The sequence below is a fragment of the Sphingomonas sp. SAFR-052 genome, assembly GCF_051965015.1.
Taxonomy (GTDB): domain Bacteria; phylum Pseudomonadota; class Alphaproteobacteria; order Sphingomonadales; family Sphingomonadaceae; genus Sphingomonas.
Window position 1 is genome coordinate 285,064 of record NZ_JBQCMO010000004.1, and the last position, 20,136, is coordinate 305,199.

Annotated in this window: 8 protein-coding genes; 4 read left to right on the top strand and 4 right to left on the bottom strand. The window is 65.8% G+C overall.

Translation table 11 applies throughout. The annotated features are described in order from the left end of the window. Positions 1-8: 8 nt before the first annotated feature. Positions 9-158 carry a hypothetical protein gene (locus tag ACTHQV_RS09210; protein ID WP_200909444.1) on the top strand — a complete coding sequence of 50 codons (150 nt, stop codon included), beginning with the start codon at positions 9-11 and terminating at the stop codon, positions 156-158. A gap of 126 nt (positions 159-284) precedes the next feature. Beyond that, positions 285-1,067 (top strand): SDR family oxidoreductase, encoded by a 783-nt coding sequence (locus ACTHQV_RS09215; RefSeq protein WP_440489770.1) that lies wholly within the window; start codon positions 285-287, stop codon positions 1,065-1,067. A 1-nt stretch (position 1,068) separates the two neighbouring features. On the opposite strand, the gene ACTHQV_RS09220 is transcribed toward ACTHQV_RS09215, so the two are convergent. Then, a complete protein-coding gene (locus ACTHQV_RS09220) occupies positions 1,069-1,779 on the bottom strand; it encodes an SDR family NAD(P)-dependent oxidoreductase (RefSeq protein WP_440489771.1) in 711 nt (236 codons plus the stop codon). 150 nt (positions 1,780-1,929) lie between these two features. Here ACTHQV_RS09220 and ACTHQV_RS09225 point away from each other — a divergent pair, with 150 nt between their 5' ends. Continuing rightward, positions 1,930-2,649, top strand: coding sequence for a hypothetical protein (locus ACTHQV_RS09225; protein WP_440489773.1), 720 nt, complete (start codon positions 1,930-1,932; stop codon positions 2,647-2,649). Between the two features lie 217 nt (positions 2,650-2,866). Here the strand turns inward: ACTHQV_RS09225 and ACTHQV_RS09230 are convergent, their stop codons facing one another. Then, complete coding sequence (locus ACTHQV_RS09230) at positions 2,867-5,122, bottom strand: NADP-dependent malic enzyme (RefSeq protein ID WP_440489775.1); 2,256 nt, start codon at positions 5,120-5,122, stop codon at positions 2,867-2,869. Positions 5,123-5,291: 169 nt separating this feature from the next. Between ACTHQV_RS09230 and mutS the strand changes: the two genes are divergently transcribed. After that, positions 5,292-7,862, top strand: coding sequence for a DNA mismatch repair protein MutS (gene mutS, locus ACTHQV_RS09235; protein WP_440489946.1), 2,571 nt, complete (start codon positions 5,292-5,294; stop codon positions 7,860-7,862). Between the two features lie 211 nt (positions 7,863-8,073). Here the strand turns inward: mutS and ACTHQV_RS09240 are convergent, their stop codons facing one another. Both ACTHQV_RS09240 and ACTHQV_RS09245 read right to left on the bottom strand, forming a co-directional pair. After that, on the bottom strand, positions 8,074-8,784 hold the full coding sequence (locus tag ACTHQV_RS09240) for a hypothetical protein (protein WP_440489777.1): 711 nt from the start codon (positions 8,782-8,784) through the stop codon (positions 8,074-8,076). Then, complete coding sequence (locus ACTHQV_RS09245) at positions 8,781-20,078, bottom strand: LysM peptidoglycan-binding domain-containing protein (RefSeq protein WP_440489779.1); 11,298 nt, start codon at positions 20,076-20,078, stop codon at positions 8,781-8,783. The genes ACTHQV_RS09240 and ACTHQV_RS09245 overlap by 4 nt, the downstream gene beginning before the upstream one ends. Between the last annotated feature and the right edge of the window lie 58 nt (positions 20,079-20,136).

The following is a 20,136-nucleotide window of genomic DNA, read 5'->3' on the forward strand; positions in this document are numbered from 1 at the left end:
GAAGTACGATGCCCGAACCGACCCGCAGCCGCGCCGTGTTCTCGACCGAGGATTTCCGGTTGCTCAAGGAAGCGCTGGCGACGCATATCCAGACGATCGCCGACCAGCCGCAATCGAGCAAATTCGCCCATCTGTACCACCGGCTCGGTCGGATCTGATCCACGCCACCTAAGCGCGGACGGGCGCGTCGCTTGCGGGCGGCGCGCCCGATTGCGTGATCGGGTATCGCCTGCCATCCTGACGAACCGGACGATTCGAAGATCCGGTTTGCCACAGGAGCGTTTATGGACACTGCCAGCCTGTTCCGCCTCGACGGACGTGTCGCGCTGGTCACCGGGGGATCGCGCGGCATCGGGCGGATGATCGCGGCGGGGTTCGTGGCGCAGGGGGCACGCGTGTTCATCTCCGCGCGCAAGGCCGATGCCTGCATCGAGACCGCGGAGGCGATCGGCGCGACCGCGCTGCCGCAGGACGTGTCGAGCGTCGAGGGATGCCGTGCGCTCGCCGACCGGTTGGCGGCGCAGACCGACCGGCTCGACATCCTCGTCAACAATGCCGGCGCAGCATGGGGCGAGGCGTTCGAGACGTTCCCCGAAAACGGCTGGGACAAGGTCATGGACCTGAACGTGAAATCGCCCTTCTTCCTGACGCAGGCGCTGCACCCGATGCTGAAGGCCGCGGCATCGCGCGCGCGGCCGGCCAAGGTCATCAACATCACCTCGATCGACGGACAGCGGGTCAATCCGTGGGAGACGTACAGCTATCAGGCGTCGAAGGCGGCGCTGATCCACCTGACCCGGCGGATGGCGGCGCGGCTGGTGGCCGATGCGATCCATGTCAGCTCGATCGCGCCGGGGGCGTTTGCCAGCGACATGAACAAGGCCGCGCGCGACCATGGCGACGGAGTGGCGAAGCGTATTCCTGCCGGGCGGATCGGGGTCGATGAGGATATGGCGGCGGCGGCGATCTACCTCGCGTCGCGCGGCGGGGACTATGTGGTGGGCGAGACGATCACCGTCGATGGCGGATTGGTGAACGCATCGCTGGGCGGGTCGATCGACGGATAGGTCATGGTGCGATTTCGCTGCCGTCCCAGGCGAAGATGCGACCGCTCTGTGCCGGGGTCAAGCCGTCGAGCACGGCGAGGAGCTGCTCGGCACTATAAGCGGGGGTGAACAGCTTCTGCGCCGGCACGCCGCGCTGGAACGGTTTGCTCAGGCCCGTGTCGACGGTGCCGGGGTGGAGCGCGACGCATACGGCCTGCGGCCGGCTGCGCGCGAGTTCGATCGCTGCGGTGCGGACGATCTGGTTGAGCGCCGCCTTCGACGCGCGATAGCCGTACCAGCCGCCGAGGCGATTGTCGGAGATGCTGCCGATCCGGGCCGAGATGCAGCCGATGGCGGCGGGCGCATCCCGGGGCAGCAGCGGCACGAAATGCTTCAGCACCAGCGCCGGGCCGATGGCGTTGACCGCGAACAGATGCGCGAGGCGTGCGGCGTCGAGATCGCGCAGCGAGCGCTCCGGTCCGCCCGCTTCGTCGTGCAGGATACCGGTGGCGACGATCACTCGGGTCAGCGGCGTGTCGATCCGCGCGGCCGCGGCAGCTATCGAGGCCGGATCGGCGACATCGATCGCGGCATAAGTCACCCCGGCGGGCAGCGTCGCCGGTTCGCGTCGCGCGGCGGCAATGACATGATCATAGCGCCCGGAGGCTGCGAGCGCCGCGACCAATGCCGCGCCGATCCCGCCATTCGCGCCGATCACCATCGCGGTCGTCATTGGCCTCTCCCCTGTCGATCCATCGCACGAACGTTCGATAGCGCCGCAGATGTCCCTGCGGCCGGGCGAGCGGCGTTCGGGACCGCTGCGGTTTGCGGCCCCGTGATCCTGCGCTACACCGCCCGCTCACGAAAAGGGTTTGATCTATCGATGTTTAGTCGCCGTCTCGCTGCGCTTACGCTCGCCATTGCCACCGCCGCCCCGGCATTCGGTGCCGAGGCAAATGCCTATCCCGACATTCCCGAACCGATGGTGTTCGACATGGTTCGCCCGATGGGCGCACGGCGCGGGGAGCTGGAGACCAATGTGCTCGCGCTGTCTCCGCTGTCGGGACAGGAGCGCGCGCTCGAATGGGCACCGGAGGTCGAATATACGATCGCCGATGGTTTCGCGCTGGAGTTCGAATTGCCGTTCGAAGGGACGCGGCTGGCGGAACTGAAGATGGGGGCGCAGGCGACGTTCGGTACGATGGACCAGGGGCGGATCGTCCACGGCGTCCAGTTTCTCGGCATATACGAACGCGAGAGCAGGCGGACGTCGCAAGCGCTGCTTTATATGCTGGGGCGGCGGCACAATGAACGGTTGAGCACGATGACGATGGTCGGGGTTGGCGACGTGCGGCTGGGGCAGTCGGAAAGCGATGCCGGGCTGCTGGTCAATCATTCGACCTTTTACGACCTTACCCGCGACCGGGTCGTCGGGCTGGAGGTCAATTACAAGTCGCATCGCGACGGCGGCATCGCGCTGATCCCGCAATTCCATGCGCCGCTGGCCGACAAGGTGAATGTGCAACTGGGTGCCGGCGTGGATCGTCAGCGCGGTGAACCGGCGCGGCCGGTCGGCGGGGTGCGGCTGATTAAGGAGTTTTGACGGGCGGTTTCGCGGTTCTTATGGTCGTGGGACCTCGGCAAACGTCTTCGTCCTACCCCGGCCCTCTCCGCACCCCGCGTAGGTGGGGGGCCAAGGCCGAACAAAACAACGGCTTGCGGGTGAGGCCGTAAATCCCCGCCTGCGTGGGGATACGGTGTAGTCGACGGTTCACGACAATGCGGCGGTAGGGGCGCTCGGCCGGCGAGCGCCCCTACCCTCACCCCACCATGCCGCCCGCCGCCAGCACCGCCAGCGTCACCAGTTCGTTGGCGGTGCTGGTCATCGGTGCGATCTGGACCGGCTTTTCCATGCCGATCAGCATCGGGCCGATCACGTCGTCGCCGCCCAGTTCGCGCAGCAGCTTGGCCGAGATATTGGCCGATTGCAGCCCCGGCATGACCAGCACATTGGCCGGACCCGACAGGCGGGCGAAGGGGAAGTTCGCCATCTGGCGCGGATTGAGCGCGACGTCGGGGGCCATTTCGCCTTCATATTCGAAGCCGACCTGCCGCTTATCGAGCGCGGCCACGCCGTCGCGGACATTGTCGATCCACTGGCCCGAGGGATTGCCGAAGGTCGAATAGCTTAGGAACGCCACGCGCGGTTCGTGGCCCATGCGGCGGGCGACGGCGGCGGTGCGTTCGGCGATGTCGGCCAGTTCCTCGGCGCTCGGGCGTTCGTTGATCGTGGTGTCGGCCATGAACACGGTATGGCTCTGCCCGACCAGCAGGTGGATGCCGAACGGCACCTTGCCCCCGACCGGATCGATCACCCGGCGCACGTCGCGGAAGGTCTGCGCATAGGTGCGGGTGATGCCGGTAATCATCGCATCGGCGACGCCCAGCTGCAGCAGCACCGCGCCGAAGGTGTTACGGTCCTGGTTGATCATCCGTTCGGCATCGCGCTTCAGGAAGCCGCGGCGTTGCAGGCGCTGGTAGAGGAAGTCGACCATCTGCGGCACCATCTCGCTGGTGCGGCTGTTGTGGACCTCATATTCCTCCGGATTGGCGACGCCCAGCGCGCGCAGCCGGTCATGGACGTCGTCGCGGCCGACCAGCACCGGGATGCCGTAACCGCCCTCCTTGAACGCGATCGCGGCGCGCAGCACGACTTCCTCTTCGCCTTCGGCGAACAGGACGCGCTTGGGATGCGCGCGGGCGCCCTCATAGGCCATGGTCAGAACCGAGGTGGTCGGATTGAGCCGTGCGCGCAGCTGCTGGCGATAGGCGTCCATGTCGAGGATCGGGCGCGTCGCCACGCCCGAATCCATCGCCGCCTTGGCGACCGCCGACGGCACCAGTTCCATCAGGCGCGGATCGAACGGCGCGGGGATGATGTATTCGGGGCCGAAGCTGTGCTGCGTGCCATAGGCCAGCGCCACTTCCTCCGGCACGCGCTGGCGCGCCAGTTCGGCAATGGCGGTGGCGGCGGCGATCTTCATCTCGTCGTTGATGCCGGTCGCGCGCACATCGAGCGCCCCGCGGAAGATGAAGGGGAAGCCGATGACGTTGTTGACCTGGTTCGGATAGTCCGAACGACCGGTCGCGACGATCGCGTCGGGACGCGCGGCCTTGGCCAGTTCGGGGCGGATTTCCGGCTCCGGGTTCGCCATGGCGAAGATGATCGGCGACGGGGCCATGTCCTTGACCATTTCGGGCTTCAGCGCCCCTGCGGCCGAGAGCCCCAGGAACACGTCGGCGCCGTGCAACGCTTCGGTCAGGGTGCGGCGGTCGGTGGCGGCGGCATGCGCCGACTGCCACTGGTTCACATCGTCGCGGCCCTGATAGATGACGCCGGTGCGGTCGCACATGATGACATTGTCGTGGGCGACGCCCATTGCCTTCATCAGTTCGGTGCAGGCGATGGCGGCGGCGCCTGCGCCGTTGACCACGACCTTCACTTCCGACAGCTTGCGTTTGGTCAGCAGGCAGGCGTTGATGAGGCCGGCGGCGCAGATGATCGCGGTGCCGTGCTGGTCGTCATGGAACACCGGAATGTTCATGCGTTCGCGCAGCGTCTGCTCGATGATGAAGCATTCGGGCGACTTGATGTCTTCGAGGTTGATGCCGCCGAAGCTCGGTTCCATCAGTTCGACCGCGTCGATAAAGCGGTCGACATCCTCGGTCTTCAGCTCGATATCGATCGAATCGACGTCGGCGAAGCGCTTGAATAGCACCGCCTTGCCCTCCATCACCGGCTTTGACGCCAGCGCACCGAGATTGCCGAGGCCCAGAATGGCGGTGCCGTTGGAGATGACCGCGACCAGATTGCCCTTGGCGGTATAGTCATAGGCGGTGGCGGGATCTTCGTGGATGGCGCGGACCGGCACCGCGACGCCCGGCGAATAGGCGAGCGCGAGGTCGCGCTGCGTCGCCATCGGCTTGGATGCGATGATCTCGATCTTGCCCGGACGCCCTTCCGAATGGAACAGCAGCGCCTCGCGCTCGGAAAACTGGTCGGTGGCTTCGGACACTGGCGCTTCTCCCGTTTGTCTGGGGCTTTACGCAGGGGAAGGCGGATCGGGCAAGGGTGAAGCTCGGAGCGAATACGCTTTGATACGCTTGCGTGCGGGAGCGCCGGGACGGTATCGCCGCGCGATGGCAACCAAGGCTCCGGGAACCGATTCCCCCGCCCCCACCCCGATGATGCAGCAATATCTGGCGTTGAAGGCGGAGGCGGACGATTGCCTGCTGTTCTATCGCATGGGCGATTTCTTCGAGCTGTTCCATGACGATGCGAAGATCGCCGCCGCCTGTCTCGACATCGCGCTGACCGCGCGGGGCGAGCATGAGGGGGCCAAGATCCCGATGTGCGGCGTGCCGGTCCATTCGGCCGAAGGCTATCTGGCGCGGCTCATCAAGGCGGGGCACCGCGTCGCCATCGCCGAACAGGTCGAAAGCCCCGAGGAAGCCAAGAAGGCGCGCGGATCGAAGGCGCTGGTCGCGCGCGCGATCGTGCGGGTGGTGACGGCGGGGACGCTGACCGAGGAAGCGCTGCTCGACGCTCGGGCCGCCAATTGGTGCGTCGCCATCGGCGAGGCGGCGGGCGGGGTCGCCATCGCCGCCGCCGACGTCTCTACGGGCAAGTTCGAGGTGATCGAGACCGACGCCGCAGGGCTTACCGCCGCGCTCGCCCGGTTGCAGCCGGTCGAGGTCGTCGCGGCCGACGCCGGCGGTTTCGCCGAGGTTGCGACCTGCCTGCGTGGGCGGGGCGACTTCGACAGTTCGGCGGGCGAGGCGCGGCTGAAGGCGCTGCACGGCGTCGCCACGCTCGACGGGTTCGGCCAGTTTTCGCGCGCGGCGCTGGCGGCGGCGGGCGGGCTGATCGCCTATCTCGACCATACCGCGCGCGGGCAGTTGCCGTTCCTGCGGCCGCCGGTCTGCGCCGCCGATGGCCAGTGCATGGCGATCGATGCGGCGACGCGCGAGAGCCTCGAGCTGACGCGGACGGCGGCAGGAGCACGTGCCGGGAGCCTGTTGGCCGAGGTCGACCGGACGGTGACCGGCGCGGGCGCGCGGTTGCTGGCGGGCGATATCGCCGCGCCGCTGATGGACCGGGCGGCGATCGAGGCGCGGCTGGCAGCCGTGAACTGGGCGCATGACGATCCCGGGCTGCGCGACGAATTGCGCACCACGCTGCGCGCGCTGCCAGATATCGGGCGGGCGCTGGGGCGGATCGCGGCGGGGCGCGGATCCCCGCGCGATCTGGGGCAATTGCGCGACGGGTTGGGCGCGGCCTTGGCGCTGGGGCAGCGGCTCGACAAGCTGACGGCGGTGCCGGCGCTGATCGCCGATCTGGCACCCCGGCTGCGCGGGCATGGCGAGCTGATCGACCTGCTGACGCGCGGCCTCGTACCGATGCCGCCGATCGATGCGAGCGCGGGCGGCTATGTCGCCAGCGGCTTCGATGCCGCACTCGATGCCTTGCGCGATACGGGGGCCGGCGGACGGCGGGCGATCGCCGCGCTGGAGGCGGAATATCGCGAACGGACCGGCATCGCCGCGCTGAAGATCCGGCATAACGGCGTGCTCGGCTATCATGTCGAAGTGCCGGCGCGCTCCGCCGACAGACTGATGGCGGCCGACAGCGGCTTCACCCATCGCCAGACGCTGGCCGGGGTGGTGCGCTTCAACGCCCCCGACCTGCACGAAGCGGCGCTCAAGGTCACGCAGGCCGGCGCCCATGCGCTAGCCGCCGAGGCCGCGCATCTCGAGGCGTTCACCGAAGCCGCATTGGCCAATCGCGAGGGCATCGCCGCCACCGCCGACGCGCTGGCCCGGATCGACGCGACGACGGCGCTCGCCGAACGCGCGGCCGAGGGCGGCTGGTCGCGGCCGACCCTGGTCGATCATAGCTGTCTGGAGATCGTCGGCGGGCGGCACCCGGTGGTCGAGAGCGCGGTCGCCAAGAGCGGCGGGCGGTTCGTGGCCAATGACTGCCGCCTGTCGGAAAGCTCGCGGCTCTGGCTGGTCACGGGTCCGAACATGGGCGGCAAATCGACCTTCCTGCGGCAGAATGCGTTGATCGTCGTGCTGGCGCAGGCGGGTAGTTTCGTGCCGGCGACCTCGGCGACGCTGGGGCTGGTCGATCGGTTGTTCAGCCGGGTCGGCGCGTCGGACAATCTCGCGCGCGGCCGGTCGACCTTCATGGTCGAAATGGTCGAGACGGCGGCGATCCTGGCGCAGGCGACAGCGCGATCGTTCGTGATCCTCGACGAGGTCGGGCGCGGCACCTCGACCTATGACGGGCTCGCCATCGCGTGGGCAGTGGTCGAGGCGATCCACGAGGATAATCGCTGCCGCTGCCTGTTCGCGACGCATTATCACGAACTGACCCGTCTGGCCGAGCGCTGCGACGCGCTGTCGCTCCACCATGTCCGCGCGCGCGAATGGAAGGGCGATCTGGTCCTGCTCCACGAACTGGCCGACGGACCGGCGGATCGCAGCTACGGCATCGCCGTCGCGCGGTTGGCGGGCCTGCCCCCCGCCACGCTACAGCGCGCCAAGGCGGTGCTGGCGAAGCTGGAGGCCGGCAAGGCGAAGACCGGCGGGATTGCGGCAGGCCTCGACGACCTGCCGCTCTTCGCCGCCGTCGCGCAGGTGGAGGAAACGCCGGTCGATACGCTGCGCGAGGTGTTGGGGGGGATGGACGTCGATGCGATGTCGCCGCGGGAGGCGATGGAGGCGTTGTATCGGTTGAAGGGGTTGGTTTGAGAGTTTAAAGAGAACACCGGCTCAATCTGCGTCAGCACCGATACATTGAGGCAGCCGATGGCGTTTAAGTGATTCTTCGGAATTCATGACGCCGACATCATCGCCTTGCCCGGATTCTTATCATATTCCCCTAGATAATTCGCAAAACCATACGGTCCGCCAACCGATCGGCAGGCATAACGGAATGGACTCCACGTAGGGCTGGCTTGATTCAGTCCGGCTCAGCAAGTCCGATCCGCCTTAACTCATGCAACCCGTTCAACATGACATCACGCTTAGCCTTCGCGGCACCAAGCGGTGCAACGAAGACCGTGTCCGCATCGCCGTCACTGAGAAAGAGGTTGACCATGAATGGCCAAATTTTGTTTGACGAATCGAGCTGTTTTTCCCAACCTCGAGTAGCAAATTCTAGAGCACGCTCCCGGGTGATTAGTATTTGCGACTCAGGATCGCGGCGGATCAACTTCCCTGGAACACCACGAATATCAAATTCCTTGAAACTCGCCTTGCTGATGTCAAGCGCCCATTCGACTCCTGCGTAAAACTTGGCCCTATATTCATCAAAAAACTGTTGCTGCCTACGACTGACGGTAGATGTTCCCCCATTAGCATTGATTTTTATTTTTCCAATCTCGCCGGACAATACGACGCGATCTAGAAACGGACTCCAGAAAATAAGTAGGTCATTCGTTTTAAGGCCAGATATCGTTACCTCTGATGCGACCATCGGCCCCGTATGGCAGCCGTTTATAGCACAATCCACCATCTCCACTCTGCGCACCTCGGACATCTGCGCAATATCCTCGGTCAGCGAGAGCGCGCAGTTTTCGAATTGGCATTCGTGGAAAGCCATGTCCTCTATCCGACGGCGATCACCGCGATCGAACAGTCGAGAGAACGTCTCGTTTTTGAACTCTTTCATCGTGGGAACACCAAATTAGAAGGCAGACCAGGATGTATAGCATACTCTGTGTATGCTCCATACCGCCTTGCCGAATGGCTCGCTCGCGACGCCTCGGTGGTGATGTCGAGAACCCTGAGATTATAACCTTCATACCCGAAGAAGTCCGGCGTCGAAACGAAGGGACGAGATTGATAAGAAAGAATTTGGCTAAGCTCAGGATCGGCCTGGATGTAGCGCGCTGACAACCGCTCTATGGCTTTGCCGTAGCTTGCCGGTGCTAGGCTGGTTCCATCAACAAGATGCTGATAGCTGCCCGGACTCATCAAGTCGCGAGCCAGCCCAGGGTTGGCCGCTAGATCCGCCACAGCCCGATCGGTGACGCCCTGCAGAGCGAGCCGAGTGTTGATCGGCCCCGCTACCATACTTTCTGGGGCGGATATCCTTCCAAAATTCTTCGCTAAAGAAGCTATCGTACTTGCGCCACCGGCAACAGCTGCGCCGGAAACATAAGTGGTAATGCCCCTGACACTGCCCTCATCAAACATTTGTCTGAGAGGCTCGAGCGCGCCGCGCACTAACAACATTGGATCGTTGGATACGGCCCGCTGGAACCGTACGGCCTGCGCTATCCGGTCAGCAGTAGCCTGACCTCCATGCACGATGTCAGAGACGTAAAGCCCCGCCGCAAACGGTGCCATGACCAAATCTTTCAGGCCGCCTGCGATATCCGTACCGAGGTTTACGTAGCCGTCGACCGCCGTTGTGATCGCCCGTTCGCGAAGCAGCGTGTTATACTGTTCAGGACTGCCGTAATCGCGCCAAACAGGATCCTGGTTTGGCAAACCTTCGTACCGCCCAAACAGCATCCGACCTGCTGGGTCAGTTGCGACGTAAGGATCGTAATGATCGACATAACCGGCATTGATCGCCGCGTTTCCGCTCGCTGGACCGCCCTGGTACGTTGGCACTTCCTGAACGGTCACTCTTCCGCGGGGTAAGATACTAGGCTTGGCGGCGGCCTCATTTTCCATCGCGGCGCTGGTACCCATCGGAGTCGCTGAAGACAGTATTGCCACGGTCGCCGGACTTGCCGGCCGGACCGGCGAACCGGAGCCGCCACCGGTCACGTTGTCATCTGCGAGTAGCGCCCCGACGTCGATCGAAAGCTGCGGCGACGTTGCAGTTTCTATGCCCCTCGCCACCATTCGGCCGACCGTGGCGCCGATCACGTCAGGCAATACCGCCAGGAGGTTATCGCCGAAGCTCGTTCGGGTAAGGATGCTACGCGTTGCTGCGCCAGCAAGCCCGGACGCAAAGCCCGCAGCCTCCTGTCGCCAACCCGACGTACCGTTACCCGCAACCGCCTGGCCGACCCCGGCAGTTACTGCCGCCGCTGCAAGCCCGGCCCAGTCGAACCGGCTTTGCTGCTTCGTCGCGATGGCAACGCCCTGCGTTACGACGTTGCCCAGGACGCCCCGAACGACCGCCCCCTGCACCCCGCTTCCGAGTGGAAGCGTGCCCAGCGTGCCGCCGACCGCTGCGCTCAAGCCAGCCATGGCGACCCCGCCCCAGCTGAACTTGTCCTGCATTCCCATGCCGATGGCGAGGCCCTGGCTCGCCGCCGAGCCGACCATCGCCCCCGCTACGCCGGCAGCGATGGTACCGGTCACCCCCAGCGTCGCGCCACTCGACGCAGCGAACGTGGCCAGACTGCCGGTACCGAGCGCGCTCAACGAGCCGGCGAACGAAGCACCCGTCGCAAGCGCGCCGATACCGGCGGTAGCGACGGCGGCTACCGCGATCGCCACCGCGGCTACCAATATCCGCCCAAACCCGCCGCACTTGTTCCCGCGCTTCGCCTTCGGGTTCGGGTTGACGTCGCCGAGGACGTCGGTCGGGTCATAGGGTTTGTACGTGTCGGCATTGTAGGTCGAGCGGACGACGCCGGCGGGTATGGTCAGGACCTGGCCCGCCGCCAACATGCTGTCGGCGCCGAGGCCGTTGGCGGTCGCGAGCTTGTACCAGAGCGAGGCGTCGCCCCAGACTTGCTCGGCGATACCGCTCAACGTGTCGCCGGCCTGCACGGTGTAGCTGCGCCCGGCGCTGCCGGTTTCGAAGCTGTTGATGCGATCGATCGTCTCGGCGAAATGCGATCCGCGCGATTGGCCGCCGAGCGGCGCGAAGGTCGATGTGTCGCTGGGCTTGGTCGCGCGGCGGCGGATCGATTCGGCATAGCTGTCCGATGCGCTGCCGTTATTGCCGACATAGCCGATCTCGCGACCGCCATGGCGGTACCAGATTTCGTGCGGATCGCCGGTATCGTATTTGTTGTCCGCCTCGTCACGGCGAATGACTTGACCGGACAGGTCGTTGATGAAGGTCACGGTCCGCGGCCGATCGCCGCCGATCGATACGCTATCGAGCTGGCCGACGCCGCTGTAATAGTAATTGGTGTAGGCGGTGTTGGCGTTCGTCTTCGTCGTCACCGTACCGGTCAGCTGCGCGGCGTCGCGCCATTCATAGCTGTTGGTGCTGGTGGTCGTCGTGCTGCTGCCGCCGTTGACGGTGGTGGTCGACGTCACCTTCCTAACCGCGCCCAGCGCATAGTCGGTGCCGGTGCCGTAGTCGTTGGTGGTCGTCGTGTTGATCGTGTCCGTGCCCTGCTTGGTCACGGTCGTTTCGGCGACGATCTGGCCCCGGCCATTGCCGTCATAGGTAACGACACGGTCGTAGACCGCCGCGTTGCCACTATCCCGGTCGGTCTGACGGGTTACCCGGCCGAGCGCGTCATATTCGTAAGTGCCCGATCCCACGACGGCAAAGATCCCGTCCGATATGACCGTGCCGTCGTAATTGTCGTAATAGCCGGTCTGTTCGGACAGGACGGTCGAAAGCTGGCCGTCGTCGCGCCATGCATAGGTTTCCCGACGTTCGGCGGCATAGGCAACTTGAATCATCCGATCGCCGTTCCCGGGTGCGGAGGGTCGGGTCGACCCTTCGCCGGCGCCATCGTCGGGCGCTGCCGATGGCCGGAAGCGGGGATTGATCTCACCATCGCCGTAGTTCGGGTTCTCGACCCATGCATAGGCCGTAAAGCTGGTCAGCGCCCTCGCCCGGCTGCCGTCGACGCGATAGGTGATTTCCGTACCACTGCCGCGCTCGACCCCGTTGGCGCCCATGCGACCACCGTCGAGCGTTACCCGATTCATCGAATCGTAGCGGAACCAGCGTTCCTCGGTGTTGGTCGATGCGACGCCGCCGGCGGCGGTCAGCGAGGCGCGGGTCGCGATCGTCCGAGTGATGTTGCCGTTGGCGTCATAGGTCCAACCCATCGACGCGGCGGGTACCGCATCGCCGGTATCGGCCCAGGTGCGCATCCGGTTCTGCATGTCGAAGACCGCTTCGGTACGACGATAGACAACGCCGTCGCGGGTGAAGGTCTCGGTCGTGCGGTTGCCGACCTGGTCATAGCCGAAGGTCGCGACCGAACGGACCGTGCCCGAGCCGAGGTCGCTGGTCTGGGTCGCGAGCAGGCCGGAGTTCAGCCAGGTGAAGTTCTGGGTTTCGAGGCCGGCGATGGTCGCCACCCGCCCCGCCTGGTCATAGCTGGTGGTGGCGACGTTGCCGCCCATGTCGGTGCGGCTGGTCAGGCGGCCGAACGTGTCCTTGGCCTCCACCGTCTGCTTGCCATTGGCGTAGGTCGTGGTCTGCCGCCAGCCCCCGGTGGCGCCGAGGCCGCTGTTGATGGCGCTGTCCCAGGCATAGGCATTGGTTGTCACCTCGCCACCGAAGGCACGGCTGGTCGTGACGCGGCCGGCGACATCGTAGTCGGTGGTCTCGCGGTCGGTCGCGGCGCGCCCGGTCTGGCTATGGGTCAGCCGCCGGCCGAGCGAGTCATAGGTGTAGCTGTGCGCGACGTCGCGGCTGTTGACGTTGCTGGTGGTCAGCAGCCGGCCGAGCTTGTCATAGGTCGAATAGGTGGCGCGGCCGAGTTCGTCGGTGCGCGTCACCAGATTGCCGGCATCGTCGTAGCGCTGGAACACGCGGCCGCCATCAGCATGATATTCGGCGGTGACCAGTTCGGCCGCCCCGCCATAGCCGGTACCGCCCGCCAGCCGCCGGGTGGTGATATTGCCGTTCCCGTCCTTGGTCCCGGCCAACCGTCCCGAAATATCGTAATAGCGGGTTTCGGCGATGCCGGTCTCGCCGATATCGGCACCCAGCACCACGGGTCGCGCGATCGACGTCACCCGGCCCATCCGGTTGTAGGCGTAGTAGGTGGTGGCACCGCGCGCATCGGTTTCGGTCGCGACCTCGCCAAAGGCGGTGTAGCTCCGCGACGTGCGCAGGTCGCTGCCCCCGGTTACGCCGCTGGCCAATTCGCGTTGCAGGCTGTGGACGCGCGTGACCTGTCCGCGGCGGTCATATTGGGTGGCGGTGACGGCGATGCCGTTGGCGGGATCGCCGAGCACCCGCCCGTCGAGCGTGGCAAGGCGCAGGACGTTGCCGAGCGAGGAGTTCTGGACGTTGGTGGCGCCATCGCTCTCGAGCGTCAGCGTCTGGCGACCGGCTCCGTCATACAGGAAATAGCGCCACGTCCCGTCGCCGCCGGTGCTGCGCCACATGCGGCCGGTATCGTCATATTCATGCTGTTCCTGCACCAGCCCGCCGATCGAACGGGAAACAAGCTCGCCGAAGACGTTGTAGGTGAAGGCAACTTCAGGCGGTGCGCCGGAGGTGGTGAGGCTGGTGAGCTTGCCGTTCGACTGCGTCCAGTTCGTGGCGGAGGTTTGTCCGCGCAGTCGCCCGACCGGGTCGTAGCGATAGATCGCGCCTTCGCGCACGGTCGTATTGGCGCTGTTGCGGCGTGAATACGCCTCCGCCACCATGTTGCCGACGCGGTCGTAGAAGTAGAAACGGGTCGAGCCCATCGCATCGGTCATCGCGACCTTGCGACCCAGTTCGTCATAGCGATGGGTTGTGACGCGGTCGGCGCCCTCGACGGTACGGACCAGATTGTCGTTGCCGTCATACTGATAGGCGACCTGCGGGATCGCATCGTCGGTGGTGCTGTTGATCAGGTTCGGGCGCTGTTCGCCGACCAGCCGTCCGGCGCGGTCATAAGCATAGAGCGTGGTATCGCCGGTCGCTTCCCGCTTCGAGGTGACGAGGCCAAGGCCGTTATAGGTGTAGGTGATGCGCGCATCGCCGGTCACGTTGGTCAGCGCGCCGCTGGTCGGATCGACGCTCCACGCGACCACGTCGCGGCGTGTTTCAGTCAGGCGGCGGCCGTTGCGGTCATAGGTGAAGTCGGTCACCCGATCATCGGCATGGGCAGTGCCGGCCGGGCGTTCGCCGGCGGTCGCATTGGCGACCGCAAGCGCATAGCGACGCTCGGTCAAGGCGTTGCCTTCGGCGTCGCGGGTCCAGTCGGTCAGAAATCCTTCCTGATCGACCTGCGCGACCTTTCGGCCCAGCTTGTCGTAATAGGACAGGACCGACGCGCCGGTGGCATCGGTGGTGCGTATGACATTGCCGACCGCGTCATAGGCGACGCTGTCGGTCAGCGTGCCGGTGCCATAGACATAGCTGCTGCTCGCCACGTCCCACCCGCCGGTACGGATTCCGGCGATGCTGGTCGACACGCGGCGACCGAGCGCGTCGTTGACGTAGGTCGTTTCGCGATAGTCGCCGGTGGCGGCCGGACGGCTGTCGGTCGTCAGCTGCGATGTGCTGACCGCGGTCGCATAGGCGCGGCTGCGGATCAGGCCGCCGTTCTTGTCATAGCCATAGGTGACATAGGCGCCGGTCGCATCGACCTCGCCATTCTTGCGGTCGAGCGCGTCGTAATAATACCAGGTGTGACGACCATTGGCGTCGGTGCGCCGGGTCAGGTTGCCGTGGCGATCGTAGAGATATTTCTCGGTCGGTTGCGCATTGCCCGCGTTCACGCTGGAGCCGGGAACGCCGTAATCGATCGCCTCGCCCCGCTTTTCGACCAGCCGGTTGAGCGCGTCATAGCTATAGTCGGTGACCCGCTGTTCGGTCAGGCCGGCAGCTTCGACCATGCGGGTACGGTTGCCGCGCGCGTCATATTCGTACCGGGTGCTGACGCCGCCGGTCTCGGTCGCGCCGTCGACGGTCTGGGCGTTAACGCTGCGCCCCTCGCTCCATCCCCAGGTGGCGTAGTGGTTGAGTGGATTGACGTCGGCGGCGACGATGTCGGAATAGGCCGACAGGTAGAAATTGGTATCGAATACCGCATTGGGATTGCGGCGTTCGCGCCAGCCGTAATTCTCCCAATGCCAGGTGAGCCACACGGTATCGCCGGCCTTGCTGGCAAGGTCGGAATAGGTCGCGGCATAATAGACCGGGTCAAAGCTGCCGACCGCGACCGGCGCGACGATGCGGTCGCCGGCGGCGTTGAAGACCGATTTGGCGACCGTTTCGGCAACCACCTGCCCCCGGCGGTCATAGCGGCGGCTGGTGACGCCGCCCAGCTTGTTGGTCGCCTGCGCAACTTCGCCGAAGCTGTTGTAGCGGCTGTTCTCGCTATGGCCTTCGGCATCGACGGTGCGCACGACGCGGCCGAGCTTGTCGTAGAAAAACTGGGTGACGGCGTCCTTCGGACCCGCTGTGACGGTCGGCAGGGTCCCGATCGCGGCGGCGTTGGTCGCGCGCTGGCTGCGCCGGGTGACGGTCGCGATCTGGTCGAACGCGGTATAGCTGGTTTCGGTGACGTAATCCTCGGCATCGCGCACGGCGATGACGCGACCGGCGGCGTCATAATGGCTGTAGGTCGCGCGACCGGCCTCGTCGACGATCCGCACCCGCTGTCCGAACGAGTCATAGTCGTAGGACTGGACCTGCCCGAGCGCATCGGTGCGCGTCAGCATCCGCCCTTCGCGGTCATAGGTGAAGCGGGTCGTGCTGGTACCGTCGGGCGCGATCTGGCTCAGCAGATTGCCGAGGCCGTCATAGCTGTAGCGGGTAGTCGACTGGAGCCCGTCGGCATCCTCGATCCGGGTAACGACGCGACCGGCGGCATCATAGCCGAGTTGGGTGCGGACCTGATCGACGGTGTCAAAGGCGACCGTCGTCGACTGGACGGTGCCGTTGACGTTGTAGCTGTAGCGGGTGACGGTGCCGGCGGGGTCGGTGGTCTCGAACACCCGCCCGGCGGCGTCATAGCTGGTCGCGGTGGTGACGGAGCTGCCGGTCTGCCATGCGGCGACGCCGGCGATGGTGGTGGCGTCGCTGGCATTGGCCATCGCCGTATCGAACCGGACGACCGCGACGACCCGCCCGGCGGCGTCGTAATCATAGCGGCTGACATAACCCATCGGGTCGATGGTGAAGCGCAGTTCGCCGCGGGCCGCATAATAGCTGCGGGTGATGCGGTTGTCGGCATGGCCGCCATTGGCGCTGCCCCATGCCGCCATCGTCTCGTGCGTCGGCAGGACGGTGGTCGCATAGGCGGTGGCGAAGCGCGTCGTCTTCACGACATTGCCGGCGGCGTCATAGCCGTAACCGGTGACCGAACCGGCGGCGTCGATCGCGAAGGTCAGATTGCCCTTGCCATCATACACCGCGAAGCTGCGACGGTTGGCCGGATCGTTCGTCGCGCCGGCATTGGCCAACCCCTGCGTGACGGTGGCGACATTGTAGCTGCCGAGCGCCGCGATCGGGCGGGCATAGGCGATCGTCTGGCGCACCGTGCCGGTCGCATCGCCGGCCCGCGGCCCGGCATAGACATATTCGGTGACGCGGTTGACGGTATCGATGGTGAAGCGCAGCAACCCCTGCCCGTCATAGACCGAGCGGACGATGCGATCGTTCGCGCTGCTGCCGACGTCGGACAGCAGCGCGGCGAAGCTGGCCGAGGCGGGCAACGTATCGGTGGTGCGCTTGGCGAAGCTGGTCGCCGACACGCGGTTGCCCGCCGCGTCATAGGCCGACCGGCTGAGATACCCCTCCCCGTCGAGCATGCCGACCAGATTGCCGTCGCGGTCGTAGAAGCTGCGGCTGACATTGTCGCGGGCGCTGTCGACCGTCGGACGAGTGACGGCGGTCGGCAGCGTCGTCTTCAGCCCCTCCACCGCCAGCCGGTTGGCATAGGCGGTTTCCTTCAGTAGGCGGCCGGACGCGTCATAGTCGTAGGTGACGCTGGCGCCGGTCGCGTCGATCCGCTGCACGACGCGGCCTTCGCGGTCATAGACGGTCCAGTTCCAGCGGTCGGCCGCCGACGCGGCCGGGCGCAGCGTGGCGATATCGATATCGACCGCCGGGTCGCCCAGTCGCGTCATCTGTTCGGCGGACAACGCCGTGCTCCAACCGATCGTCGCGACCAGCCGGTCGTTGCGGTCGTAGCGATATTCGGTCAGCCGGCCGAGTGGATCGACCTCGCCGGTCTTTCGTCCGGTCGGGTCGTAGACGACATAGCGGTTCTTGCCGAAGCTGTCGGTGGCGATGCGGACGCGGCCGACCCGGTCGTAGCGATAGCTGGCGCTGCCGGTGCCGCTATAGCTGCCTGCCTCGCTGCTCGACACCAGATCGCCGGCGCGGTTGTAGGTCGAGGTCTGCACGGCGCCGCTGGCCAGCGTCACCACCGTCTGCGCACCCGTGTCGTTGAAGGCGATCGTCGTCTGGCCGCCGCGCACGTCGGTCGACCCGATCATCCGGCCCATGCCGTCATAGACGAACAACTCGCGCTGCCCGCCGGTCACCCGTTCGAGCAACCGGCCCGATGCGTCGCGGACGAACACGGTCTCGGCATAGCCCTGCGCCGTCGAAGGCTCGCCGCTGGCATCCGCCGCCCCGTCGCGCAGGATGCGCGAGACTTCGCCGCGGGCATCATATTCGTAGCGGACGATCATCCGCGCCGATTTGTCGGCCAGTCCGCCGACCCAGTTGTTCAGCGCGGTTTCGGTCAGCGATACCGAGGTGCCGAGCGTATCGGCGGTGAAGCTGTCGGTTCGGACCAGCAGGCCGTTGGCGTTGTAGGTGTAGCGCGTCACCCGCCGGTCGGCGGAGATTGCGTAGCGCAGGCGGCCGGCGCTGTCGTAGATATTGTTGCTGGCAATCGTCTCGGCAGCACCCGTCGATACCGCGGTGGCGGAGGTGCGCAGCAACTGGTTCTTCGCATCATAGGTGCGGGTGACGACGTTGCCGAGCCGGTCGGTCGTGGTCAGCAGGTTGCCGGCCGAGTCATAGGTCATCTTCGTCACGCCGCCGGTCGGGTCGGTGACGGTCGCGACGTTGCCGGTGGTGCTGTAGGTGAATTGCGTCACCTGCTGCACGCCGCCCGCCTCGCTTGCGGGCGCGGTGATCTTGGTCAGCAGCCGCGACGTTTCGGGTTCGTCGACCGGACCGATCAGGTTCATGCCGGCGACGATGACGCCCGCCCCGGCCGGTTCGTCGGCGCCCAGCGCTACGAACAGCCGCGCAAAGGCGGAATCGTCGCGGGCATAGGTGCGGGTAACGAGGATGGTGGTCGCCTCGGTCGTCGACAGGCCGCGTACCGAATAGAAGCCGCCCGACAGCGGATCGATGGCGCCCGGCCCCGACAGGACCCGCGCACTGGCCAGGTCGTCCGGGCCCCAGCCCGATGCCGAACCGCCCAGCCCCAGATGGTGGCCCTGGTCGAAGCCGGTCGCCTTCAGCGTGATGAGGAAGCTGTAGGTCTCGCCCGCCCTGGCGGTGAAGGTGCGTTGCAGGTTCGCGGCGGTGTTCGCGGTCTTGACCGTGAATTTATAGGCGGGCACGCCGCCGATCGCGCTGTCGGTCGCGCGGTTCAGGTTGCTCGCGCTCCACTTGGTCGCGTTCATCCGGTCGAGCGACGATGCGTCGCTGCTGCGGACCAGCGTCTGTCCGCCGGCGATCAGCGAAGTGCCGGCGCGGAAGTTGCTGCCCTGATCGACGTAGAAATAGGCGCCGCCCGAACCGGTCTTGTCATAGGTGCGGGTGATCTCGACGCGCGTACCGGTGGTCGTCGAGAGACCGACGACACGCCAGAAGCCGCCGCCCAGATGTTCGATGGTCCCCGGACCCGACACGATCCGCGCCGTCGAGACGCCGGGCCCGCCCCAGCCGGTCTGTTCCGAATACAGGCCAAGGTCCTGCGTGGTTAGGTCGCCGACCGCTTGCAGATCGATGCCGAAGCTGATCGTCTCGCCGGCCGTCACGGCAAAGGTTTGGGAGGAGCCTGCCCAGCTGCCCCCGGTCTGCACGGTATAGCGGACCGCCGCTGCGCCGTTGATCGTCGCAGCCTGTCGGGCAAGATTGGCGCTGCCCCACGCCTTCTCATCGATCGCGAAATCGCCGGGCGCGAAATCCAGCCGTGTTACCTGTCCTGCCGGATCGGTGATCGACGTAAAGTCAGCGCCATAGCTCAGCCGCGTCACCCGCGTCGTCGACCCGTCGACCGTCTGAGTGACCGAGGTCACCCGGTTGTGCGCGTCATATTCGAAATCGACGCGCGTGCCGTCGGTCTGCGCGACCGACGCGATCAGGCGGGTGTCGCCGACATAGGTGTAGGCGCTGCCATAGCTCTTGCCATCGGCGATGCTGTTGTCGGCGGGCGTCAGGTCGACGGTTGCATGGCTCAACCGGCCGAGACTGTCATAGGCATAGCGGGTCCGCGTCTGCATCCGCTCCGCACCGCCTTGCAGCGTGAAGGTGCGGATGTCGGTGATCGCACTGCCACTCCATCCATATTGGATGCGTTCGCCGTTCGCGGTGCGAAGCTCGGTCAGCTTGCCATTGGCATAGGTGAAGGTCAGCGCATTGCCGCTCGGGTCGCGCTGTTCGGTGATGTAGGATTGCCCGGCGAATTGATAGCCATAGCGCTCAACGACCTGGCTATCGCCGTCGGTCCAAGTCCAGCCGGTCCCGTCAGCATAGGTAAGGCTGTCATGCGCGCCCGCGCCGTCGGTGGTGCGGTAATTGGTGCCGTTATAGGCATAGGTGACGACCGATCCGTCGGACGATACCCGCTTGATGGTCGAACCGAACGTGTTCGCGGTGCCGACAAGCGAAAACAGCCGCCGATCGGTGCTTTGGCGCCAATTGTCTCCATTTTCGTCGGAAAGATCGCCCTGGCTGTTATAGGTCCGGCTGATCGCCGCATCAGGGCCGCGGCCGAGCAGCAATTCGTCCTGCTGCATCAGCATCAGATTGCCGTTGGCGGCGTTCAGCAACAGCTGTTCGCCCGAGCGGCCGAGTGCCGCCTGCCCCAGCGTTCCCGCCCCGCCCAGCACATTGCCCGACCCGCGCTCGAACCCCGTTCCCGCGCCCGTGAAAATGGCCACCATGGTCCAATATCCCCCAAGAAATCCCGCGGCCGGCGCCTGCGCCCTGCCGCTCTCCTGA

Bases quoted from the DNA above. Each gene is read 5' to 3' on its own strand.
- ACTHQV_RS09210 (WP_200909444.1), top strand. From the start codon at position 9: ATGCCCGAACCGACCCGCAGCCGCGCCGTGTTCTCGACCGAGGATTTC.
- ACTHQV_RS09215 (WP_440489770.1), top strand. From the start codon at position 285: ATGGACACTGCCAGCCTGTTCCGCCTCGACGGACGTGTCGCGCTGGTC.
- ACTHQV_RS09220 (WP_440489771.1), bottom strand. From the start codon at position 1,779: ATGACGACCGCGATGGTGATCGGCGCGAATGGCGGGATCGGCGCGGCA.
- ACTHQV_RS09225 (WP_440489773.1), top strand. From the start codon at position 1,930: ATGTTTAGTCGCCGTCTCGCTGCGCTTACGCTCGCCATTGCCACCGCC.
- mutS (WP_440489946.1), top strand. From the start codon at position 5,292: ATGATGCAGCAATATCTGGCGTTGAAGGCGGAGGCGGACGATTGCCTG.
- ACTHQV_RS09240 (WP_440489777.1), bottom strand. From the start codon at position 8,784: ATGAAAGAGTTCAAAAACGAGACGTTCTCTCGACTGTTCGATCGCGGT.
- ACTHQV_RS09245 (WP_440489779.1), bottom strand. From the start codon at position 20,078: ATGGTGGCCATTTTCACGGGCGCGGGAACGGGGTTCGAGCGCGGGTCG.